This window comes from Fibrobacter sp. UWH4 (genome assembly GCF_900142475.1).
Classification (GTDB): domain Bacteria; phylum Fibrobacterota; class Fibrobacteria; order Fibrobacterales; family Fibrobacteraceae; genus Fibrobacter.
On the sequence record NZ_FRAY01000003.1, the window covers coordinates 364,995 to 383,887 of the forward strand.

Annotated in this window: 10 protein-coding genes and 1 pseudogene; 4 read left to right on the plus strand and 7 right to left on the minus strand. The window is 38.8% G+C overall.

The window, feature by feature from the left end; translation table 11 throughout:
* Window positions 1-11: 11 nt before the first annotated feature.
* Both BUA93_RS06905 and BUA93_RS06910 read right to left on the minus strand, forming a co-directional pair.
* Entirely contained in the window at window positions 12-1,388 is a 1,377-nt protein-coding gene (locus BUA93_RS06905; RefSeq protein ID WP_072978424.1) for a GspE/PulE family protein, read from the minus strand.
* Between the two features lie 3 nt (window positions 1,389-1,391).
* A complete protein-coding gene (locus BUA93_RS06910) occupies window positions 1,392-2,063 on the minus strand; it encodes a carboxypeptidase regulatory-like domain-containing protein (RefSeq protein ID WP_072978425.1) in 672 nt (223 codons plus the stop codon).
* Between the two features lie 87 nt (window positions 2,064-2,150).
* Between BUA93_RS06910 and BUA93_RS06915 the strand changes: the two genes are divergently transcribed.
* The 4 genes and pseudogenes from BUA93_RS06915 to BUA93_RS06925 all read left to right on the plus strand — a co-directional run bounded on the left by BUA93_RS06915 (window position 2,151) and on the right by BUA93_RS06925 (window position 4,055).
* A complete protein-coding gene (locus BUA93_RS06915) occupies window positions 2,151-3,386 on the plus strand; it encodes a type II secretion system protein (protein ID WP_139257850.1) in 1,236 nt (411 codons plus the stop codon).
* A pseudogene (locus tag BUA93_RS16755) lies at window positions 3,376-3,453 on the plus strand (prepilin-type N-terminal cleavage/methylation domain-containing protein); the annotation flags it as partial. The gene BUA93_RS06915 and the pseudogene BUA93_RS16755, both read left to right, overlap by 11 nt.
* A 9-nt stretch (window positions 3,454-3,462) precedes the next feature.
* Window positions 3,463-3,729: an FtsB/FtsL family cell division protein gene (locus BUA93_RS06920; protein WP_254793892.1), complete on the plus strand. Its 267-nt coding sequence runs from the start codon at window positions 3,463-3,465 to the stop codon at window positions 3,727-3,729.
* Window positions 3,726-4,055: a pilus assembly FimT family protein gene (locus BUA93_RS06925; protein WP_175547385.1), complete on the plus strand. Its 330-nt coding sequence runs from the start codon at window positions 3,726-3,728 to the stop codon at window positions 4,053-4,055. The genes BUA93_RS06920 and BUA93_RS06925 overlap by 4 nt, the downstream gene beginning before the upstream one ends.
* Window positions 4,056-4,220: 165 nt before the next feature.
* Here the strand turns inward: BUA93_RS06925 and BUA93_RS06930 are convergent, their stop codons facing one another.
* The 5 genes from BUA93_RS06930 to BUA93_RS06950 are packed head-to-tail and all read right to left on the minus strand — an operon-like array spanning window position 4,221 to window position 18,816.
* Window positions 4,221-4,799, minus strand: a complete 579-nt coding sequence (locus tag BUA93_RS06930) for a hypothetical protein (RefSeq protein ID WP_139257852.1) — start codon at window positions 4,797-4,799, stop codon at window positions 4,221-4,223.
* 26 nt (window positions 4,800-4,825) lie between these two features.
* Window positions 4,826-5,086: a hypothetical protein gene (locus BUA93_RS06935; protein WP_072978430.1), complete on the minus strand. Its 261-nt coding sequence runs from the start codon at window positions 5,084-5,086 to the stop codon at window positions 4,826-4,828.
* A 1-nt stretch (window position 5,087) separates the two neighbouring features.
* Window positions 5,088-5,999: a hypothetical protein gene (locus BUA93_RS06940; RefSeq protein WP_139257854.1), complete on the minus strand. Its 912-nt coding sequence runs from the start codon at window positions 5,997-5,999 to the stop codon at window positions 5,088-5,090.
* Window positions 5,962-11,232 carry an RHS repeat-associated core domain-containing protein gene (locus tag BUA93_RS06945; RefSeq protein WP_072978432.1) on the minus strand — a complete coding sequence of 1,757 codons (5,271 nt, stop codon included), beginning with the start codon at window positions 11,230-11,232 and terminating at the stop codon, window positions 5,962-5,964. Before BUA93_RS06945 ends, BUA93_RS06940 begins: the two co-directional genes overlap by 38 nt.
* Before the next feature lie 15 nt (window positions 11,233-11,247).
* Window positions 11,248-18,816: a bactofilin family protein gene (locus BUA93_RS06950; RefSeq protein WP_072978433.1), complete on the minus strand. Its 7,569-nt coding sequence runs from the start codon at window positions 18,814-18,816 to the stop codon at window positions 11,248-11,250.
* Window positions 18,817-18,893: the final 77 nt, after the last annotated feature.

An 18,893-nucleotide genomic window follows, 5' to 3' on the forward strand; every position in this document is an offset into this window, starting at 1 on the left:
TAAGCCTCAAATCACATTACCGCTTCGGCGGCAATCTCCGATTCTGTTGTCAAACCAAGTTTAACCTTTTCAAGACCATCTTCTGCCAAAGTTTTCATTCCCTCGGCAACAGCCAGCTTTCGTAAATCCGATGTAGACACATTCTCATGAATCCTATCACGCAAAGTTTCGCTCATTTTCATCATCTCAAAAATGCCGACACGACCCTTGTATCCACTTCCTCCGCATGCCAAACAACTAGAATCTTTTCCACCACACTTGGGACAAATGCGGCGAACCAGACGCTGAGCCATAATAAAGTTTACTGCACTGGCCACTAGGAACGGCTCAACGCCCATATCAATTAAACGGGCAATAGCCGAAGGAGCATCGTTAGTATGCAAAGTACTGAAAACCAAATGCCCCGTCAAAGCGGCACGAATCGCAAGTTCAGCTGTTTCACTATCGCGGATTTCGCCCACCATGATTACATCGGGATCCTGACGCAGCAAGGTTCGCAGTGCAGCAGCAAAGGTCAAATCAATCTTTGTATTTACCGCAGTCTGTGTAATACCATCCAGTTTGTATTCAATTGGCTCTTCAATAGTGGAAATATTCAGCTTAGAACTGCGAATCATCTGCAGCAAGGTATAAAGCGTCGTTGTCTTACCGGAACCCGTGGGTCCAGTAATCAGGAACATGCCATAAGGCTTGTGAATTTCAGCCTCAGCCATCTCAATTTGGTTAGGCAACATTCCCAGAGAATCCAAGCGATGAATAATCTGTCCTTTATCCAAAAGACGCAATACCATTTTCTGGCCGTAGTCCGTTGGCAGCGCAGAAACACGAATGTCCACAGCCTTGCTACCGTCACCAAAATGAATTCGGCCATCCTGAGGTCTACGATGTTCTGCAATGTCCATACTGGCCATGATCTTGATTCTAGAAACAGTTTCTGAAATCAAGCGCACGGGCAATTTGCGGACAATCTGCAATTCACCATCCTTGCGAAAACGAACTAAGAAAACCTTCTCCCCAGGTTCAAAATGAATATCAGAAGCTCCGGTCTGCACGGCTTCGGAAATAATTTCATCTACAAGCCTTGCCACAGCGGAAACTGCACGTCCATTTTCCTGCTTTGCACCAAAGGATGACTCGGAATGAGCAGCAAAAGTCTGAACCCACTCGGCAATACTATCGGGATCCGCTTCCACTGGCTGAACCAAAATACCAGTTGCCATTTGGAGTTCTTGAACCAATTCCAAGTCAACTGCTGAAGGCATGGCAACAGTCAAATAACCCGTATTGTCGTCATATTTCACCGGCAAAACGGAGTAACGCTGCATAAGCTCCAAAGGCAAAAGCCTAAGACATGCGGGGCTTGGTGGATTCTTCAGCAGAAAAGCCATAAACTATTTGGAAACAGATGGAGCCAAGATAACGCGAAGAGTCTGTAAAACTAGACCTTCGGAACTACTGGTGTCAGCAACAACAAGAGTATCTACCGGAGTAAATCCAGATGCGGATACACTGAAAAGATTCTGTTTTGACGGGAGCGAATCCAGAATGGCACGGCCATTCTTATCGGTAGTAACATCAACAGCCTTGTGACTACCAGACGTTACTGAAACATTTGCTCCAGAAATCACGTCCATAGATGTTTCGTCAAGAACGATCACCGTATAGCGGTAATATCGTCCGGTATCGGCTTCCGTTACACCCTCTGGCAAAATAGCCAAATTCAAAGTACGCAACATCAAGGAGTAAGATGAATCTGCAATAGTCACAACATCAACTGTATCAGTAGGTATGTACCCCTCCATGAAAACAATTACTTGATTCACATAACTCTCGGCAGACGGGAAAACCACCTTACCATTAGAATTTGTTTTCAACGTCTTCGAAACACCGTTTTCGGAAGTGAACTCCACGGAAGCATTTTCTACGGCCTTGCCAGTAACGCCATCACGCACAAGCACGGTATACTGCACCGGAATGCGGTCCAAATCTTCGTCTTCATCCTGAAGGCAGCCCCAAAAAACAAGGCTAGACGCCACAATCAAAAAAGCAAGAAACTTATTCAAAATACCCTCTTAATTAATCATGGTAAAAGATAGCAATTTTAGCTATATTATCCAACAAAGAACTCCTCCTGATTTAGTAAACAGAACGTGACCCAACGCAATGTAAAAAATGGTTTTACAATGGCCGTAACCATGGTGCTTCTAAGCATTCTTGGCATCTTGGCCATGACTATTTATGGCATGGTAAAAGCAGAGCGCATCGAATCATTCAGAAGGTATCAAAAAAGTCAGGACGAACTATCCACAGAAACGGCCATGGACTACGGCTTTTACCGTATGGAAAACGAAAAAATGCCTTGGCGCACAGATAGCCTGAACTATTCCACCCACTTAGGGAACATAAAGTTCAGCATGAGCCACAAGCAGGACGGACTTTTCTCAAAAATTACCATTTTCAGTTCCGATTCCATGAAAAATGGAAAAAAAAATGAATTTCACCCAGGAATAACTCTGCCCACACTCCCTGCAATTACGCTCTTAGCCCCAAATGCAGACATTGCCCTGGTTGGTGACGCCCAGATTCAAGGCGGAATCGCCCTAAAAAACGGAAGGGTCTCTTACAGCACCCATTACAAAATGCCCGCAAGTCAAAACGCCTTTGTAGACACAATTCGCTATGATGCGAATTATCCCTATTTTGACTCCATCGGTATTTTCCCGGAACTTACCCGAGACATTTTTGCCCAGAACTTTGTAAAAGAACGATGCACCTTTGATGCGACAGATATTGTCCCCACAGAACTTTTCTGCAAGACAGTAGTCATTCGCGGAGACGCCAAGTGCGAGAACTGCAAGATTATTGCCGATCGGCTCTTTATCTCGGAAAGAGCTAGTCTACAAAGAGCCAATATCATTGCCAGAACAATTTCCATAAAACAGCAAGCCATTGTATCGGGCGCATTCCTTGCCCAGGATTCTCTGGAAGTAAACCTTTCAAATCCTCAGGTCGGCACACTTTGGTTAGCCTTGCAGGGCCGAAAAACCAGTGAAGTTGAATACAGCGGATACATGGACATTCAACGGCTCATCGCCAGCAACACAGTCATTATTTACCTAGCCGACAACTGGGACGAGACCTTACAAAGCACCCCCATCAAAATTGGACCAAAAACAGATCTTAGAGGAGCTATCATCAGCAGAGGTTCAGTAGACATGCAAGGAAAACTCCAAGGTTATTTCGTTGCATGGGCCTTCGCCTTCTATGACGACAATACGCTCTGGAGCGATTTTTTGCGCAATGCAAAAATTACGAACGACACAACATTGCATGTCATAACCCCTGATATTGTTCAAATCGGAAAGGAGGCCACAATTGCCTTCTAACAAGTACAAAAAGGGAGTGACTTTAATCGAAGTGCTACTCAGTTTCGCCATACTCACCACTTCCGGAGTCATGCTAATGAGTTACCTATACCCTAATAAGATAACACAAAAAGCATGGATCGACGACTACGGCCACAACCTAAGTAAACAGAACCTTTACCTAAACGAAGGCTTGGAAAAAGACACGATTCTCGTGCATAGGGACTCCATCGGTATAGAATGGAAAACCCTGATTACCGAGCAAAACTCCGGTGACGAAATCTGCTACAAGGCAATTTCTATCCGCAACAAAGCCGACACAACCCGAGCTCTCTATAAATGCGAATACAGGAAAAAGAAATGAAACGCGGCTTTACACTCATAGAATTAGTCGTCACCATAGCGGTTTCTGGCATTTTCTTCACCCTAGCCATGCACCTTTACACCCAGGCAGTCAAAGGCCAACTGGCCTTCACAAAAAAAGATGCAGCCTATATGCAACGCTCCGTTGACATCGCCCTAACAAAAAAGATGCTCCAAGAGCATCCTGGTAAATGTATTGATAGAAAGTATGCCTTAGATTCCGATACCGAAACCCATCCCCTCATTCAGAACTTGAAATGTAAGGAACTGAAAAGAGGGCGAATTGTGGTGTATGGGAATCAGGGAACATGGGTTGTGAAACATTAAAAGCTATTTATAGCTACAGATAGATATCAAATGTTCAACAGAGCCACAGTTTGATTTACACTCCCACACTGCATGACATCAAGCAGACCAAGAAAGCCGTAAGCGAAGCAAAGAATTCTCTTATGCAAAAAACGTGAAATTCGATTCGTCAGCAATTACGAAGTTTTAGTCATTAACCCTGACTCCCAAACTAAGTCGGAATTTCCATCCCCTTTCAAGGTCATAGGTATCTGTTACTTGGTAAAGAGCCAAGGCGGACAAGCGCCACCATGGCCCTAAATGGAAATATAAATTCAACCCCATCTTGGTAGAAAAACTCACTAGATGTTCAGGGCTTAAGGCGAACCAGTCAAAATTATACCCACCAGAAATCGATAAAGGAAAATTGAATTTTACTAAAGGAAAAAATTCAATAGTCGGATTCAATGCGTTCAACAATAAAAAAGCAGTCTGTCGGAAGCGAGCACTTTTATCAGCATCTTCAGACTTGTCGCTTACAGGATTCATGACAATTGCAAATGTAACGAGGCCAGCTAAGGCATTCGTAGAAATCCTATGCGAATCTCCGTCTTTAACCACACGGATATTTAACAGATCTCCGCCTAGGTTGAAATAATCCCATACATAGGCATTTCCAAAATAGATCGAACCATAAATATTACTGAAGTATAAATCAGTTTCAAAGACAAGCCCGTCATATTCCCGATAAGGCTGATTCTTATCAGCATAGACAATTCCTGTCAAAAGAAGAAATAGCAGAATATAACGTTTTACCATAGGTTCGTTTTTGATCGGCTGTATGAACTATAATGAGTGAATGTTTTAAGAATCGCCTCTAAAGAAACACCAACACCTACTAAGCTTGAGTAGCCGACATTTTTATATCCTAAATCCTTACTTGCAAAAATTGACATAAAAGCCCTTCCCGCCAATCTATAATCCGCTTTCAAAATTTGATTCTGATTAGCTAGAAACAACCCCGCCGCGCCCGAAGCCGTTTTATTTCCCTTAATTCCATGGAAAATGTCCATCCTATTTTGATTTGCCAGAAATCATTAGCGAGAAAGAATTATTTATTCTTTGAGAACGTAAATAAATTTTTTTACTTTCTTTTAATTTGGTCTTATATTCTATTGGACAAAGACCTGCATCTGAAATAGTAACGTTAATATTGGAGCTTTCATTATATTTTATGAAATCACAGCCGATTTTTACTTTTTGAGTTTTTCCTTCTACATAGTTTAAAATTTGACAATTTGAATTTTTACATTCACTAATTGAAATAAAATTGTCTAAATAGAGCATATCCCCATCGACCAATTTTTTTAAGATTTTTTTCAATTTAGCATTGTATTTTTTTCCTGATTTGGAAATTTCAAGTTGATATAGTTCATTTTCATAGGGGTTAATCTTAACCCAAATCGGGCAATTTCCGCCATCCTTAAAATCTAGAACTTGATTATCAATATCAAAGTGTACAAAGTCGCACAAAATAGAAATTTCACCGGGCTGTATTTTTTCTTCTATGGGCAATGAATATGTCAGTCCTGAGAAAAACTTAGCATCATTATCCATAATCTCGCAAAAATGTTTACGCTCCTTAATGTCCGGCAAAGACTTTATAACAAGTGAATCGTTTATAGTTTTACAATAATTTGAAGCATTTTTACAAAAAACTTGTAATGTAGTTCTGTAACCAAGCTGCAACTTGTGGACTCCAGATTTATTCTCCAAATTGAAAAAAGTGTTTTGCCAATTTCGTTTTATCTTATAGGAATTATGTTTACATACTCCTGAAGAAACCTTACCATTTATGCAAAAAATGCATCCGTTAGAATCTTGCCAAGAAGACAGTTCTGGCTGAGCCAGCAACATCGTGCATGCTAAAAAGCAACTTCTCAAAATTCTAGCGTTTCTGAGGACGAAAAACTTTCCAATAGCCATTATTTAAAATCCTTGTTGAGGTCCATTTTACGCCAAAGAATTCTTTTACCGTTACACCAACATCTTCTGTAGGGGCAATAACAATTTTGCCGGTTGTGTTCGCAACATTTTGCGCAAAGTTATTTCTTCCATCAAAAGTTTTCTTACCAGTACTACAAGAATAGAGCCTTATCATACCTTCGCCTTTATAATTAAATTCTCCATTATTCAACCTTTCGCCAAACTGAATCCCATCCATTTTCCCTGATTGAGGCAACGGTAGATACACTGGATCTTCCAATCCAATGATATATTCATTCCCATGAGCCATAAATGTAAATACATTTTCATTGTCATCTAACAAATATTTAGCCCATTCCATCACATTTTTATCAGTAGTCCAATAACCTTCGACACTTAATAACATTGAATTGCTACTATACACATCTAATCCTAAAATAGCCAGCTTAGCACTGTTTTCTGTAGCACTATAGTTCCATGCTTCAAATTTTTTGCTAAAACCATAACTCCATCCGCCGTTTTCAGCCCAACTAGCATACAGGCTTCCATCCATAGCACTGACGCCACCATACCAGCCACGGCCTTCCATGCCAAACAAGCCGGTTTCATATCCACCGTTCACCTTCACTAGCGAAGTGTTGTCACTGGCCTGGAGCTCGGCAAAGGCTCCCGCATAGGCTGTCATCCCAAGGAAATTCCCGTAGGCGTCCCAGTTCATGCTGCCGCCTGCTTCAAGGCCTGCGCAAACACCAGCTTCGTCTTCCTTTACACCAACACAGACATGGCCGTGTGTTGATATGGAATGCCCACTATAAGTATTATAGCTGTAACCGAACGTTCCTTCAAAGTTGAGTATCCACCACTGATAGCTTCCGCCTACCGAGGCCTCAAAGGTTTTGGAGCCGTTCTGGTACCAGGTGTAAGAGAGGATTCCCCCAGACAGGCCAAAGTTCCAGCCACGGTTAGAATCCCAACCAATGGTGAAGAATCCTGCATCAAGACCCCATAATCCCGTCGGATCAATAAAGTTTACCGGATCGCCACCATAAGTGTAGGGATTCGCATATTGCCCAGCAGGATCAGGACTCATCCAAAGCCCAAAGAACGGATCGAAGTAACGCGCGCCGAAGAAGTACTTGCCATGCTCGCCATCATATTCTTTATCCTGCCAGCGGCGGTTATCCACGTCGCCTTCCATACCTTCTGCAAGAGCATTCTCTCGGCCAAACGGACGATAATCATAAGCGGTCTTGATCCCTGAGAGACCTGCATAGGCTCTAACATTGCCTTGTGCATCCATCAGCGGATACACAGCCTCGGTTCCCAGTCCATTACGGAAGCCACCTCCAACAAGCTCAAGCCTTTCAAGTTCAAAATCAGTGTAACGACTCTTGTTGTAAGTACCAAACCCAGGAATTGTTACTCGATCCCAAATCAAACCGCCTCTAGTATACTTCCGATCCCAAACACGGTTACCAGATTCATCATATGCAATTTTTATATGTCCAAACTCTTCATCATACACTATTTCCTCATCAACATCGGCAAGACTCAATTGAGAAGGAACATCTCTATACAACGCGACATGTTCTGGCAAACCAGTAGAATTTAAGGTATATGCAGACTTATTATAACCATCCAACCACACATTACCCCTTACATCGTACTTCAAAGCATTGGCAATAACATTGCCATTTGCAGATATTGCTGTAGGTTTATAGCTGCCACTAGCATATGTATAGGTTAGTGTAGTATCTTTTTCAAATTTCGATACTAAGCGACCCAAAATATCATAATCATATTCTGCGTTACCGACACCCGCATCATTTGTTGTGAATTTTGCCAATCGTCCTAAATCATCGTACTCAAATGCATTGCTGAACGTTTTTCTGTTCTGGCCAGGCAGCATCCAGGAATGAGTGGTTTCCAAAACTCGATTAATCTGCGGATCCTTGTATTTCAAATCTTCCGAATACACCGATTTTCCTGATTCATTTGTATACTCAATTTTTGTTGTACGACCATAAATATCATGTTCAGAATTTTTAGACACAACAACCCTGCCGCCATCCTTATATACAACTTTTTCAACCGTGCCGACGGAATTTCTCGTATATTCAACAAGTTTCTTGCTGGATTTTCCTTCTTCATCAAGCAATTCACTTACAGATTCAAGACGGCCAAATTCTTCGTATGTATAAGACTTACCTGTTACAAATTCCCAATTTTCAGTTGAGGAATTCCATTTTTTCACGATACAGGAAGCTATATTACCGGCAGTATTATATTTGTAATGAGTTTCTACTATCGGGGCTCCATCTTCAAACAAGTTTAAGGTCCAGTTGATTTTTACACGACCAAGATTATCATAACTTGAAAGCTTAACGGTATTAATCAGCCCTTTACGATTATAAGATATCACGGCACCTGCTTCATGAGGTAAGACTCCTTCTATTCGATCAATGATGTTCTTAACCAATTTTTTCAACTTATTGTCATAATTAAGAACATTAGGGTTGTTCTTCTTAACAACTTCAGGAACATCGGACTTAAGAATATCTGATACCTTCGGCATCCCATAAATAGTTTCTACAGTAGGATATGTATAAGCGCTTAAATCAGCATTAGGATTGCTAAAGCTACAATTATTACAATTCCCTCGCACTTCACCAGTAAGAACAAGACGATCTTCATCGTCATAAGTAAAAATGTTAAAATGACCGTCGCCCTTGCTGATTTGCTTAGCATCACGAGTAAAACGAATTCGATTTTTAGAATCATACTTTGTCTCAGTGCGACCACGATCTGGCGTTTTGGAAGCAACTAATCTACCGACATCATCATATTCATATTTTGATTCAAATCCGTTTTGATTTTCAATTTTAGACAAACTAAGTTGCGTTGTTTTTTTATCATATTCGTTACGCGTAATCATCACATCGTCATTATGCGTAATCCATGAAGCGAAAGAATTTCCTGCAGCATCAACAATACTCTGAGTAAACACACCATCAACCGATCGATTGATTGTCAAAACATACGGATAGTCAATTTCATCATCATTTTCAAAATCGCTATCTTCGATAGACGACAAATGAGACTTGTAAAGATTTTCTATTTCATTGCCATTGGAATTTGTTCCATCAGTCGATAATGAAGCTAATTGTTCTTTAGAGAAAAATTCCTTTGAGCTAGACGTTTTGATAGGAATCTGCCATGTTTGTGCAAAACTATTACTTAAGTCGAAACTAGCTTCTCCCATTCCAGCCTGTTTAATTCGCAACGCAGAATTCATTCCGTAAAAATGTTCTGTTTCGGTATAGGGATGATTGTATGAATCAATTCGTTCCTTAGATGACTTTGTGTCACCATTGTAGTAGTTTCTAGACTTGTCGACACACTTTTCGCAGAACATGTCTTCGTACTCATACGAGCCTTTGTTCGAAACATAAGGTATCGGAGCATATTTTGTATTGCCGGCTTCATCAAGATACAAGGCTGAAATTTTAAATTTTCCTGTCGTCAAAGGAACTTGCGTTTGCACAACTCTTCCAAAACCATCTTTTACAGAGTATGTCTCCAATACCTTGGATTTTTCTGCCGGATCCAAAAACATTTCGCTTTTTACGTAGGAGGGCACCACTTTCGGCAAAACGCGATCTTTTTCAGAGCACTCTTCAAAAATAGCCTCAATTGTCAAATGGCTTGTAAGTTTATTTGTCTTAATTACGGCTACTTTTTGAGATTCATCATAAGTAATAGATATTCCATTCAAAAACTTACTAGGATCATCTGCATTATAACCTTCAAGACCGTTAACAAAAATCTGTTTGATAACATAACCAGGAGTAGTATGTACAATAGCGTCAAGATCTGATTTTTCAACCAAAGCAACAGGAGCCTTGTCGTTATTGACGGTCATATATCCCACATCACCTTTGTATCGAACATTCAGAGTTTTTGGAGGAAAAAATTGAATCGAACGCGGCTGCAATGGGGATAGCGCTGCATACTTAATTCTAATATGCCTATTTTTTCCATCACCCCACGTTTGCATTTTTATTGCAGGAGCGATAATTGTGTCGGGATTAACCAAAGGATTGGTTAGATACTTATTCCATGTATTTTTATATGCAGCAGGAGTAATGATTGCTAGCGAACCATTTTGATAGATACACTTTGGACAATCATTCAAAGGTCCGAATGAAGTATTTGAAAATTGAGGATAGCTTGCTATGTGAGAATTATTATAAAAACTCGGATGTTCATTAAAATACCAAAAGAATACTGGAGTTGGGGTTTGCTCAGTGTTTCCGTCGCCATAATTAACGGAGTACACCTTTAGTCTTAATGCTGAAAAACTTCCTACAACAGGGTTCTCACGAGCATTATCATAAGCAATAACTCCACCAGAACCCAAATGCTTAGGACCGAACTGCACGTCAATTTCTTTATCGATTATTTTAAATTGGGCTTCGTCACTAGCGAATCCTTTTGCAATCCAGCCTTTTCTTAATTTACCATTATTAAAAATGTCAATAGCACTGCCTGCATAAATAGATGTGTTTGCTTTGTCCGAAAGGGTAATCTTTTGAGAGCCTGTATAAACGGAAGGTGTCCCCATATAATCCCTTTCTGCCATATGAACCGCACCCGTTTCCAAAGAAAGGTACGCATTAGATCTATTCTTATTCCAATATTGAACTTGAATTTCGCCATCTCTATAAAAAGAAACTTGACAAATCATAGGATCTGTTTTACCAGATACCTGAAACGTTCCTATTTCAATCACAGTAAATACGTCACCGTGTTCGTCAAATTTTCTCCAAGAAACAAAAATTCGTCCATTGCCAACGCTTGGAATAATTTCGTTATTTATCGGCAAAACATAAGGATAAATACCATCTCTATTCAAGGTTTCAGAAGCTGATTCTCTATGGTCTCCCAAGAAAATTTTTCCATTACCATAAATGGTAACTCCATCATAACGTCGTCCACCATAATTAATCTCATGCTCAAACTCAATATATAGTCTTTCATCACCAGAAGGCCAAATATCTGACTTAAAAGGCTTTATATAGATATTTGCGTATCCTGGAATGCCATAATTATAAGGTCTGTCCACATCTAAAGGTGTTCTTAATTCGCCCTCAAGTTCTCCTTCAGGAACTGCAAATGCAATAGACAGGCAAACCAATATAGTGAAAATGAAGGAATAGATAAATTTATACATTATAATGGCTCCTTACTACTCAATAGTGCAATCCGGTTGAACATCCAAGGACTTTGCATATATGTACCCGCGCACATATCCTCCCGAAGGAATCCTCACATCTGCATTCGGAGCCACAACTACCGCGTTCAAATACACTTTTGTTTCAATAGAGGCATTTTGGCCAACATAAATGAAGAGGTCGCCAATCTTACCATTATGCTGAAGTTTATTTTCATTACCGATTCTTAGATTTTCAGCAATCCAAATTCTCGTGCCAGGAGCAAAAGTCATGTTAACTTTCGAATCTGCATAGAAGGACCTGAAGTAATAATCACCCGCCTCAAAATGAATATTTGACTCATTTCTAGCAGTAAAATCCCTATACGATCCTGCGGAGAGATTTCTTGTCTGCAGAGACTCAACAAGCACATCACTTGTACCATAACTAACCATATATGTAGGAATAACTGGTACAACAAGGGAACTAAGCTTAGTTGCCGAATTATACTTGGCCCCATCTTGTAATTCAAGATTATTTACATAGTAGATGCCATTTACAATAGCATTATTTCTAAGAACAACAGAGTTGCCAGAATAGATATTATTGTTATTTGTGGTTGTTACTCCAAAATTGACAACAGATCCTGCAAAAATATTTCCGCTTACAGTCACACGATCAGCAAGAGCAAGACTTCCAGTAGAATAAATCTTTGCATTCGCAATTGAACGAATAACATCAGGAACATTTTCAGAAATATCTGTATTAACAATTCCTATTCCAGGATCATTATAGTTTCCTGATCCACCACCAGAACCGCCACTTCCAGAGCCACCATTTCCGGAGCCTCCACCGGAGCCACCATTTCCGCCATATTCATCATTTGGATCGAACCAACTCTCTTTAGACGGATCAAATGTAGGATCCAAATAAGTCACATCTCTAATAGTCAAGGAGACCTCTTCACCCTTTTCATTTTTAAATGTCGCTTTCATCGGAAGTTCATCCTTCAGAATTGGAATTGTTGTCGGTGCGACATATTCTTTACCACCCCAAATCAGTGTCCAACCATTCTTGAAATGAATGTCAAAGACAATTGTTTTAAGGTTTGGATCATTTACTGTCGGAAGAATATCCAATTGATAGGAATTAAAACCAATGGGTCTGATCGATCCTACAGCCATGTCACTTACAATTCCATAAACTGGATTAGAAGGAGGTTCCTTGTAAAGTTTCAACATATAGGTAAGCGAACTTTCATCAGTTCCAACAATTTTAATTTCTATATCATTCCAATGATCCGCAATTGGAATCGAAATATTGCTGGTGTAATCAGTAATAGTCTTATTCCACCCATTTGAATTATACAATTGGATTTCCTTGACATTAGACACAGTCTTTGGAGTAATCTTAAATGTAAAATCATCACCAGTTACCTTAGATTTGTAATAAAGAATGTATTGTCTAAATGCACAAGAAGAATTAAAGTTCTTATCGGTTGTCTCAAACGCACTGAGAGTAAGATCAAGAGCATCCTTTGCATTATAATGCATGCCGACAAGACGATTTTTTTGTTTGTAATTATTAGATTGGAATACGACAAATGGGTTTCCGTCCTTGTTCACGCCCAGATCAGTACTTCCTTGCTGCATTTGCGGTTTTGCAAAAGCAGGATTTCCAATGGAAAGCCAACGATTATCTTTGTAAGAAATTACAGAAATGTCATCATGGTTGTCAGCCGTTCTAAACATTATAAACGGAACTGTTTTATCATTGAGGAGCTTCCGAACTTCAAAGTCGAAGTCATCATTGTCATTAAGGTACGCAATAATTTCTCTTTCTTTATCAAGATTCTTTGCGTGATAAACCGTATTGATGGAGTTATCCTTCAATGTGGTCCACTTCAAATAACGATTATAAGTCTGACCATTCACATTATAATTAGATTTGATTTCTCCCTTAAACACGGTCAATACTGTATAAACTTCAGAATTTTCGTCATCTTCATCATCAGAAGTACTCATTTCATACATCACTGCCAAATACAAATCTGTGCCGTCAGAAGCAAGTTTAAACCTCTTAACATTATCAATTGCATCGAAAAGATTGTCAGACCAAGAAAGTACATCTCCATAAGAAACCGGAGTTCCATTCTTTTGACTTACCGCAGCCCAAATCTGCTTTCCACTCGGAGTTTCAGAGGCTTCATAAAGCTGCTTGATATAAACAAACGGAACTGAATATGCCAAAGCATCTATAGAATTCTCGTCATTTTTAGTTGAATTCTTTAGTTCATCATTACTAAGCATTTTAGAATTAGCCAAGTAAGCTACGTATAGCTTGTTATATGGACCAACAGTAATATCAGATGCAAACACTTCACCATCTTCAATCACTCCGGTTTTATATTCAGTAATATTTCCAAGAGCAACGCTAACATTTTTGTTTGAAAGATCTGCTGTAGTATTGTATTTATCAAATACGGGCGTTGAGCCTAAATCTTCAAAATCATTCTTAGATTTATTCCAAACTTTTGCACGCAAAGAGTTGTCCAATTCTGTATTCGGGAGCCCGTTTTCGCCAAGTTCGTCAGAAATATACAACTCCCTGTTATAAATCATCACAAGATTTTTATTTGCATCTTCAACAATTTTAACATCATTTACCTGTATTTTCTGTTGGGAATCGTTATAGGGATTCCACTTAGAGTTTGTTTTATAGAACACCTTCGGATACCTAAAGAAGGAACTTCCATCAGAAATGTATGCTAAATATGTGTATGAAGATGAAGCCTTATTGCCAGATGCGGGGTAAAATTCAGAAACCGTTTCTGTAAATAGAGCGTCATCATTAACTTCCCACTTATTTCCGTCAAACGAAGCGCTGCGCAAGTAACTAAATTTGTCCTTATAAAGAACAGAAGAAGAATCGAAGTTGTCTTGATATTTGGGCAAGATACCATTTGCAAAGCCTGTCATATCGCCATATTCGACCCAATCATTTTCTTTTTTCTTGATTGTGAATTCATATACATTGCTACCATAAGGTTCAACATCTATCTTTAGCATCCAAGACTTAGTCTCTGAAAAAGAAATCACAGGAAATGTCAATTTTGCACAGCATGGAGGAGATTGCCAAACGTCATCTGCATTAAACGGTACCAAGCTAAACTTAAATCTGTCATTAGGACCAAGCGTTTCAAATTCAACAGGCACACTAATTTCTGACAGCGAATATGTTTTAGAAAGTTTTCCGTTTGTCGGAATGTCAACAGAATTGCCATTCAATTTAAGGCTTTTCAATAAATCGGAACCATTGGGATAAGCCGAGCAATTACCATCAACAATAGTTGTTTTCGATGCCAAATAGACATCGCCTTCAGCGGTTTCGGAGTAAGTTTCAAGTTCTCTGCCCAAATTATCAAATTTAACATAAGAACCAATTCCACGATTATCAACCGTCGTTTGAATCTTGTCCCATTCATCATTCCAAAAAGAGGCTGTAGAAGTTGCCTTCAATGGAAGAATGCGCACATCTTGCAAATAAATCGAAGATGTCGAGGATGTGCTTAAGTAAATTTTTTTTTTAGATGTTTCAGACATATCAAAGATCTTTTCAATATATTGCCACTTGCCAGCATTTTTCAGATCTTCGGGTTTTGTATCCCATGAAAAAAGTTTTCCATCAACGGATACATTCAATTTATCATTACTTTTTGTCAATTGCATCCAAGCAGAGAACTTATATGCTTCCTTCCTTGGTTTTGCAATTGTACCAATAAGAGTCGTTTGCGTGTTCAATTTCAGAGCTTTTTTAGAAAAGCGACCATAATCAGATAGCTCCTTTCCTTCTTTGATATCGGGAGCATAACCTCCAGAAAATTCTTCAAACTTACAATTTGACCAATTAGCCACATTACAATTTTCACCAGAAAGCATCAAACCTTCATCAATGCCACAATTTGCTGCATTACCAAACATTTTACCATTTTCTTTATTTTCAAGGAAAGATGCGACTTTGATTTTTCTCGGTCCTTCTTCGGTTTCAACAACTTGCTTGTTGAGATACCTTGAATTATGAGATTGCGGTTCCCAATTACCATTTGTCGTTCCACCGTTAAAAGCAATGTTTGCGATTTCAGACTCAACTTTTGATCTAGATTCCTTTTTCTTTGGAGCATATTTCCAGGAGGACGTTATAACATACTGACTATTTATTTTTTCAAAGCCATTTGCAGTTGCCGATACAATCATACCAGTATTGCAATTCGGAATACATGAATAACTTCCCGCCATCACGTTAATTCTGTTTTGGTTCTCTATAGTTTTGAGAATTTCTTTTCCCGATTCCGTTGTCGGTGCAAAATCATTCAAGTATTTATAAACTTCCTCAGTCGTACGATTGCCAATATGCTTTTCAATTTTCTGAATCATACCATTCTTTTTAGAATAGGTATTTTTTGTAACAGTCTTTATGCCCCTAGAAATTTGAACGATTTTGGAAGGTTTATCTACATATACAGGGTATAAGTCTTCATTTTTACGGTCTCGTACAAAAGAAGTACGTGTTTCAGAAATAATACCAGTATTGAGTTTACCACGCATGACTTCGCGGCAAACATTGCCAACGGCTACATTTTCCTTGGATCCATCATAAGAAGGTTGGCAAAGATAGCGTTCCGCAATGCCAGCACCATTGGGTAGTTCAACCTTCATAACATCCATCAAGGGAGTATTTGAAATTGGATCATAATCAATGATATTCGTGGATTTTGTACTAGACAAGAAACTATACAAGTAAGAAATCGTTTGGTCTGTCACAGGTTCCAAAATTTTCTTTTCGCGAACTAGATATGCACCGGCAGATTTTTTGAAAGAATTATTCACCTTATAGAAAATCTTTGTTTTACCTTTGTCTGGGGCTGAAGCGGCAAACATATTTCCGCCAAGGGAATAAATATTTTCCGTTTTATAACCATCCAATTCTGATTTAAGATCTTCTTGAACCCAATTTTTGCCGTCCCAAATCCATGCAGAAAGATATTTTCCATGTTCTAAGAACCAATCGTTACCTGCTATAAAATGCCTGTGCTCGGAATTTCCCAATTCATCATAAGAAATATCACTCCATGTACCCAGTTTTTTGTGAATAAGCTTTACTCGAGCTTCACGGTGCATTGTAGTGTACCATTTTCTTTGATAAGCTCTTGTTGTTATAATAAAATCATTACCACCAACACCAGTCCAATAATACTTGCTGTTTAAACTCCAGGATTTTAAAAGTTTATTAAAGTATCCAGAAGACCAAGTACTTCCATTAAAATCAAAGATTCTTATAAACCTTTTGTCTGAATAACGGACAACATAGTAATTATCCCCTATAGCAGGTACATCGGCCGGGTCTGTATTACTAAAAGCGTATTTTAATTGTCGATTATATTTTTCACCATTCCAATTATATAAATGCACTCTAGAATAGTTATAAAAATGAGTTCCTTCACCAGCATCAATTAATGTATTGTTGTTCAATACAATATCATTTTCCGAATCAAGATCACTCCCAAAAGATTGACCTTCAATAAAAGTACCGTTTATAAAATTATAAACCTTATATGCGAGACAGTTCCCTGAACACAATGTTTCACCTTTTTGATATACAATCAAAATATGGTTTTTCAAAGGAATGATTCTGTGACCAGACCCATCATTATCATCAACTTTATTAATCGTAAAAGATTGATTCTCTGTACCGGCCCATTTGCTCCATTTGATATCCACTTTCAAATAACCATCATTCCAGCCCCAACCTCCTTCATCATCCAGTTCATAACTAAGAACATAATCTGGGCCAGTCAAAAGTTTTCTGACCTTTTGATCTGAAAAATCAAGCGGAGAATCAAATTTAGTAGTGTATTGAGTTGGCGTCGATACAGTTCTCCACTCTTTACCATTCCATTGATATACATAAGCAGGCTTCTTTTCTCCATTTGTATCTAAAGCTAAAAACCAGCCTGCATCTCCTATACGAACTTCATCAATTCCTTTTGCAAGTTCATGAGGGGATTTGACCCAGCGTCCTAGCAATCTAGTGTAGATTTCCAATTTATCATTTTTATTATTACCGACCAAATAATTTGTGCCATCTTCAAGTACACCTTGACCAAAAATTTTTTTCAATTCAAGTTCTTCAACATGTCCTCTTCCCATGGATTCTTTCCAATACGAATACTCAACCCAGCCACATTTTTTTCCTTTTATGCTATAAAGAGCGCCTAGCGGGTAGGCGGTTTTAACACCATCTATTGTTGTTGCGTCTTGAACTTTGGTATAGTATTCATAATTTTCAAAATCAATTTCTTGTTGATCCTTATTATAGAACCGAATAGAATTCAACAGACGCTTGACGAAAGAAGTTCTCGGTTGCAAGGGGGAATAACAAAATGTGACTTTGCCAATAGGATTATCGTCTTTTTTAGATTTTGGGGGAGCAAACATCTCAACTTGAGCCAAGAACTTGCGTACAATTTTTTCTTTAAACATATCATGCGAATCAATTTCGAATTCATCTCCTTGATCATCCTTGTATTCACCTTCAAATTCGCCCTCGCCCTTATTTTCATATGTAAATTTTACATGACCACCATCAGATGCGTAAACATCTGTAAGATAAGTTTCTTTAGTATATTTTGAGTCAGAGCTCCAAAATTCAAAAGGGTCATCGTCGCTCTTTCTTATAGTCCCACTAAGGCCTTCTAAGATTTGGTCGTATTTGTAAGTAAGCGAATTTCCTTCTACGTCTTGTTCTGTTGAAAGATTCCATGCAACCGGATAAAAAGAAGATTCGCCGCCAAGAGCATTTTCCATAATTCCCAGTGCATAATAATTCTTATTTCTTTTCACTTGGGGCGTTTTATTTCCTAGCTGAGGGATTAAAGTAACAACCTCTTGTTCATACGGTTTTAACCATATAAGGTCATACTCAGTTGCATTCGGTGTTGGAGCATACAGGGAGTTAACTTCATCAATATCACCATAGGTATGCACTATACCTTCGGTATCCGTTATCCTCCATCCCTTCACATACTTCCATATAACATCTGCATGACCCGGATCAACATGTTGACCAACAACACGTTCAATTTTCCAATACGGGTTTCCTTCAATAACCCAATATTCTTCGCTTGTAGATGATTTTGTACCAAAATTGCCAAGCCATTTTGTTTGATCAAAAATTTTATAACGATTTCCCTCAGCTGTAATGAGATAGTAAATATCATCATCTAAAAAAGAATTTTCTTTACAATCACAAACAATTTGAGCTCGCCCTAACGACCAACCCAAACCGACTATGCCCGAAGAAACATCTTTATTCTGAGTTTCGACATCCTTAAAGACATTTCCAGAATAGGATAGTGTAAAATTGGCTCCAACATGACCAACAGAAATAGAAGCAATCTCTTTTTGCAAGGCAACAGTACCGGACATCGGATTTATGCCACCCTCTGGACTCATGTACTTGTTAAACGCTCCTGCAACATCTGACGAAAAAGAATTTGTCCATAATGAAAGGGCGAGGATGGATAAAAAAACATTTAGTTTATTCATAAACTGATTCCAAAAAATATTCCTAATGATAAGGAGCTCTTTTATCTGTTTCTAAAAAAAGCAAAGATAAAAAATGT

Coding starts and splice junctions, on each gene's coding strand:
- BUA93_RS06905 (WP_072978424.1), bottom strand. CDS start 1,388: ATGGCTTTTCTGCTGAAGAATCCACCAAGCCCCGCATGTCTTAGGCTT.
- BUA93_RS06950 (WP_072978433.1), bottom strand. CDS start 18,816: ATGAATAAACTAAATGTTTTTTTATCCATCCTCGCCCTTTCATTATGG.
- BUA93_RS06940 (WP_139257854.1), bottom strand. CDS start 5,999: ATGGCTATTGGAAAGTTTTTCGTCCTCAGAAACGCTAGAATTTTGAGA.
- BUA93_RS06925 (WP_175547385.1), top strand. CDS start 3,726: ATGAAACGCGGCTTTACACTCATAGAATTAGTCGTCACCATAGCGGTT.
- BUA93_RS06945 (WP_072978432.1), bottom strand. CDS start 11,232: ATGTATAAATTTATCTATTCCTTCATTTTCACTATATTGGTTTGCCTG.
- BUA93_RS06920 (WP_254793892.1), top strand. CDS start 3,463: ATGAGTTACCTATACCCTAATAAGATAACACAAAAAGCATGGATCGAC.
- BUA93_RS06935 (WP_072978430.1), bottom strand. CDS start 5,086: ATGGACATTTTCCATGGAATTAAGGGAAATAAAACGGCTTCGGGCGCG.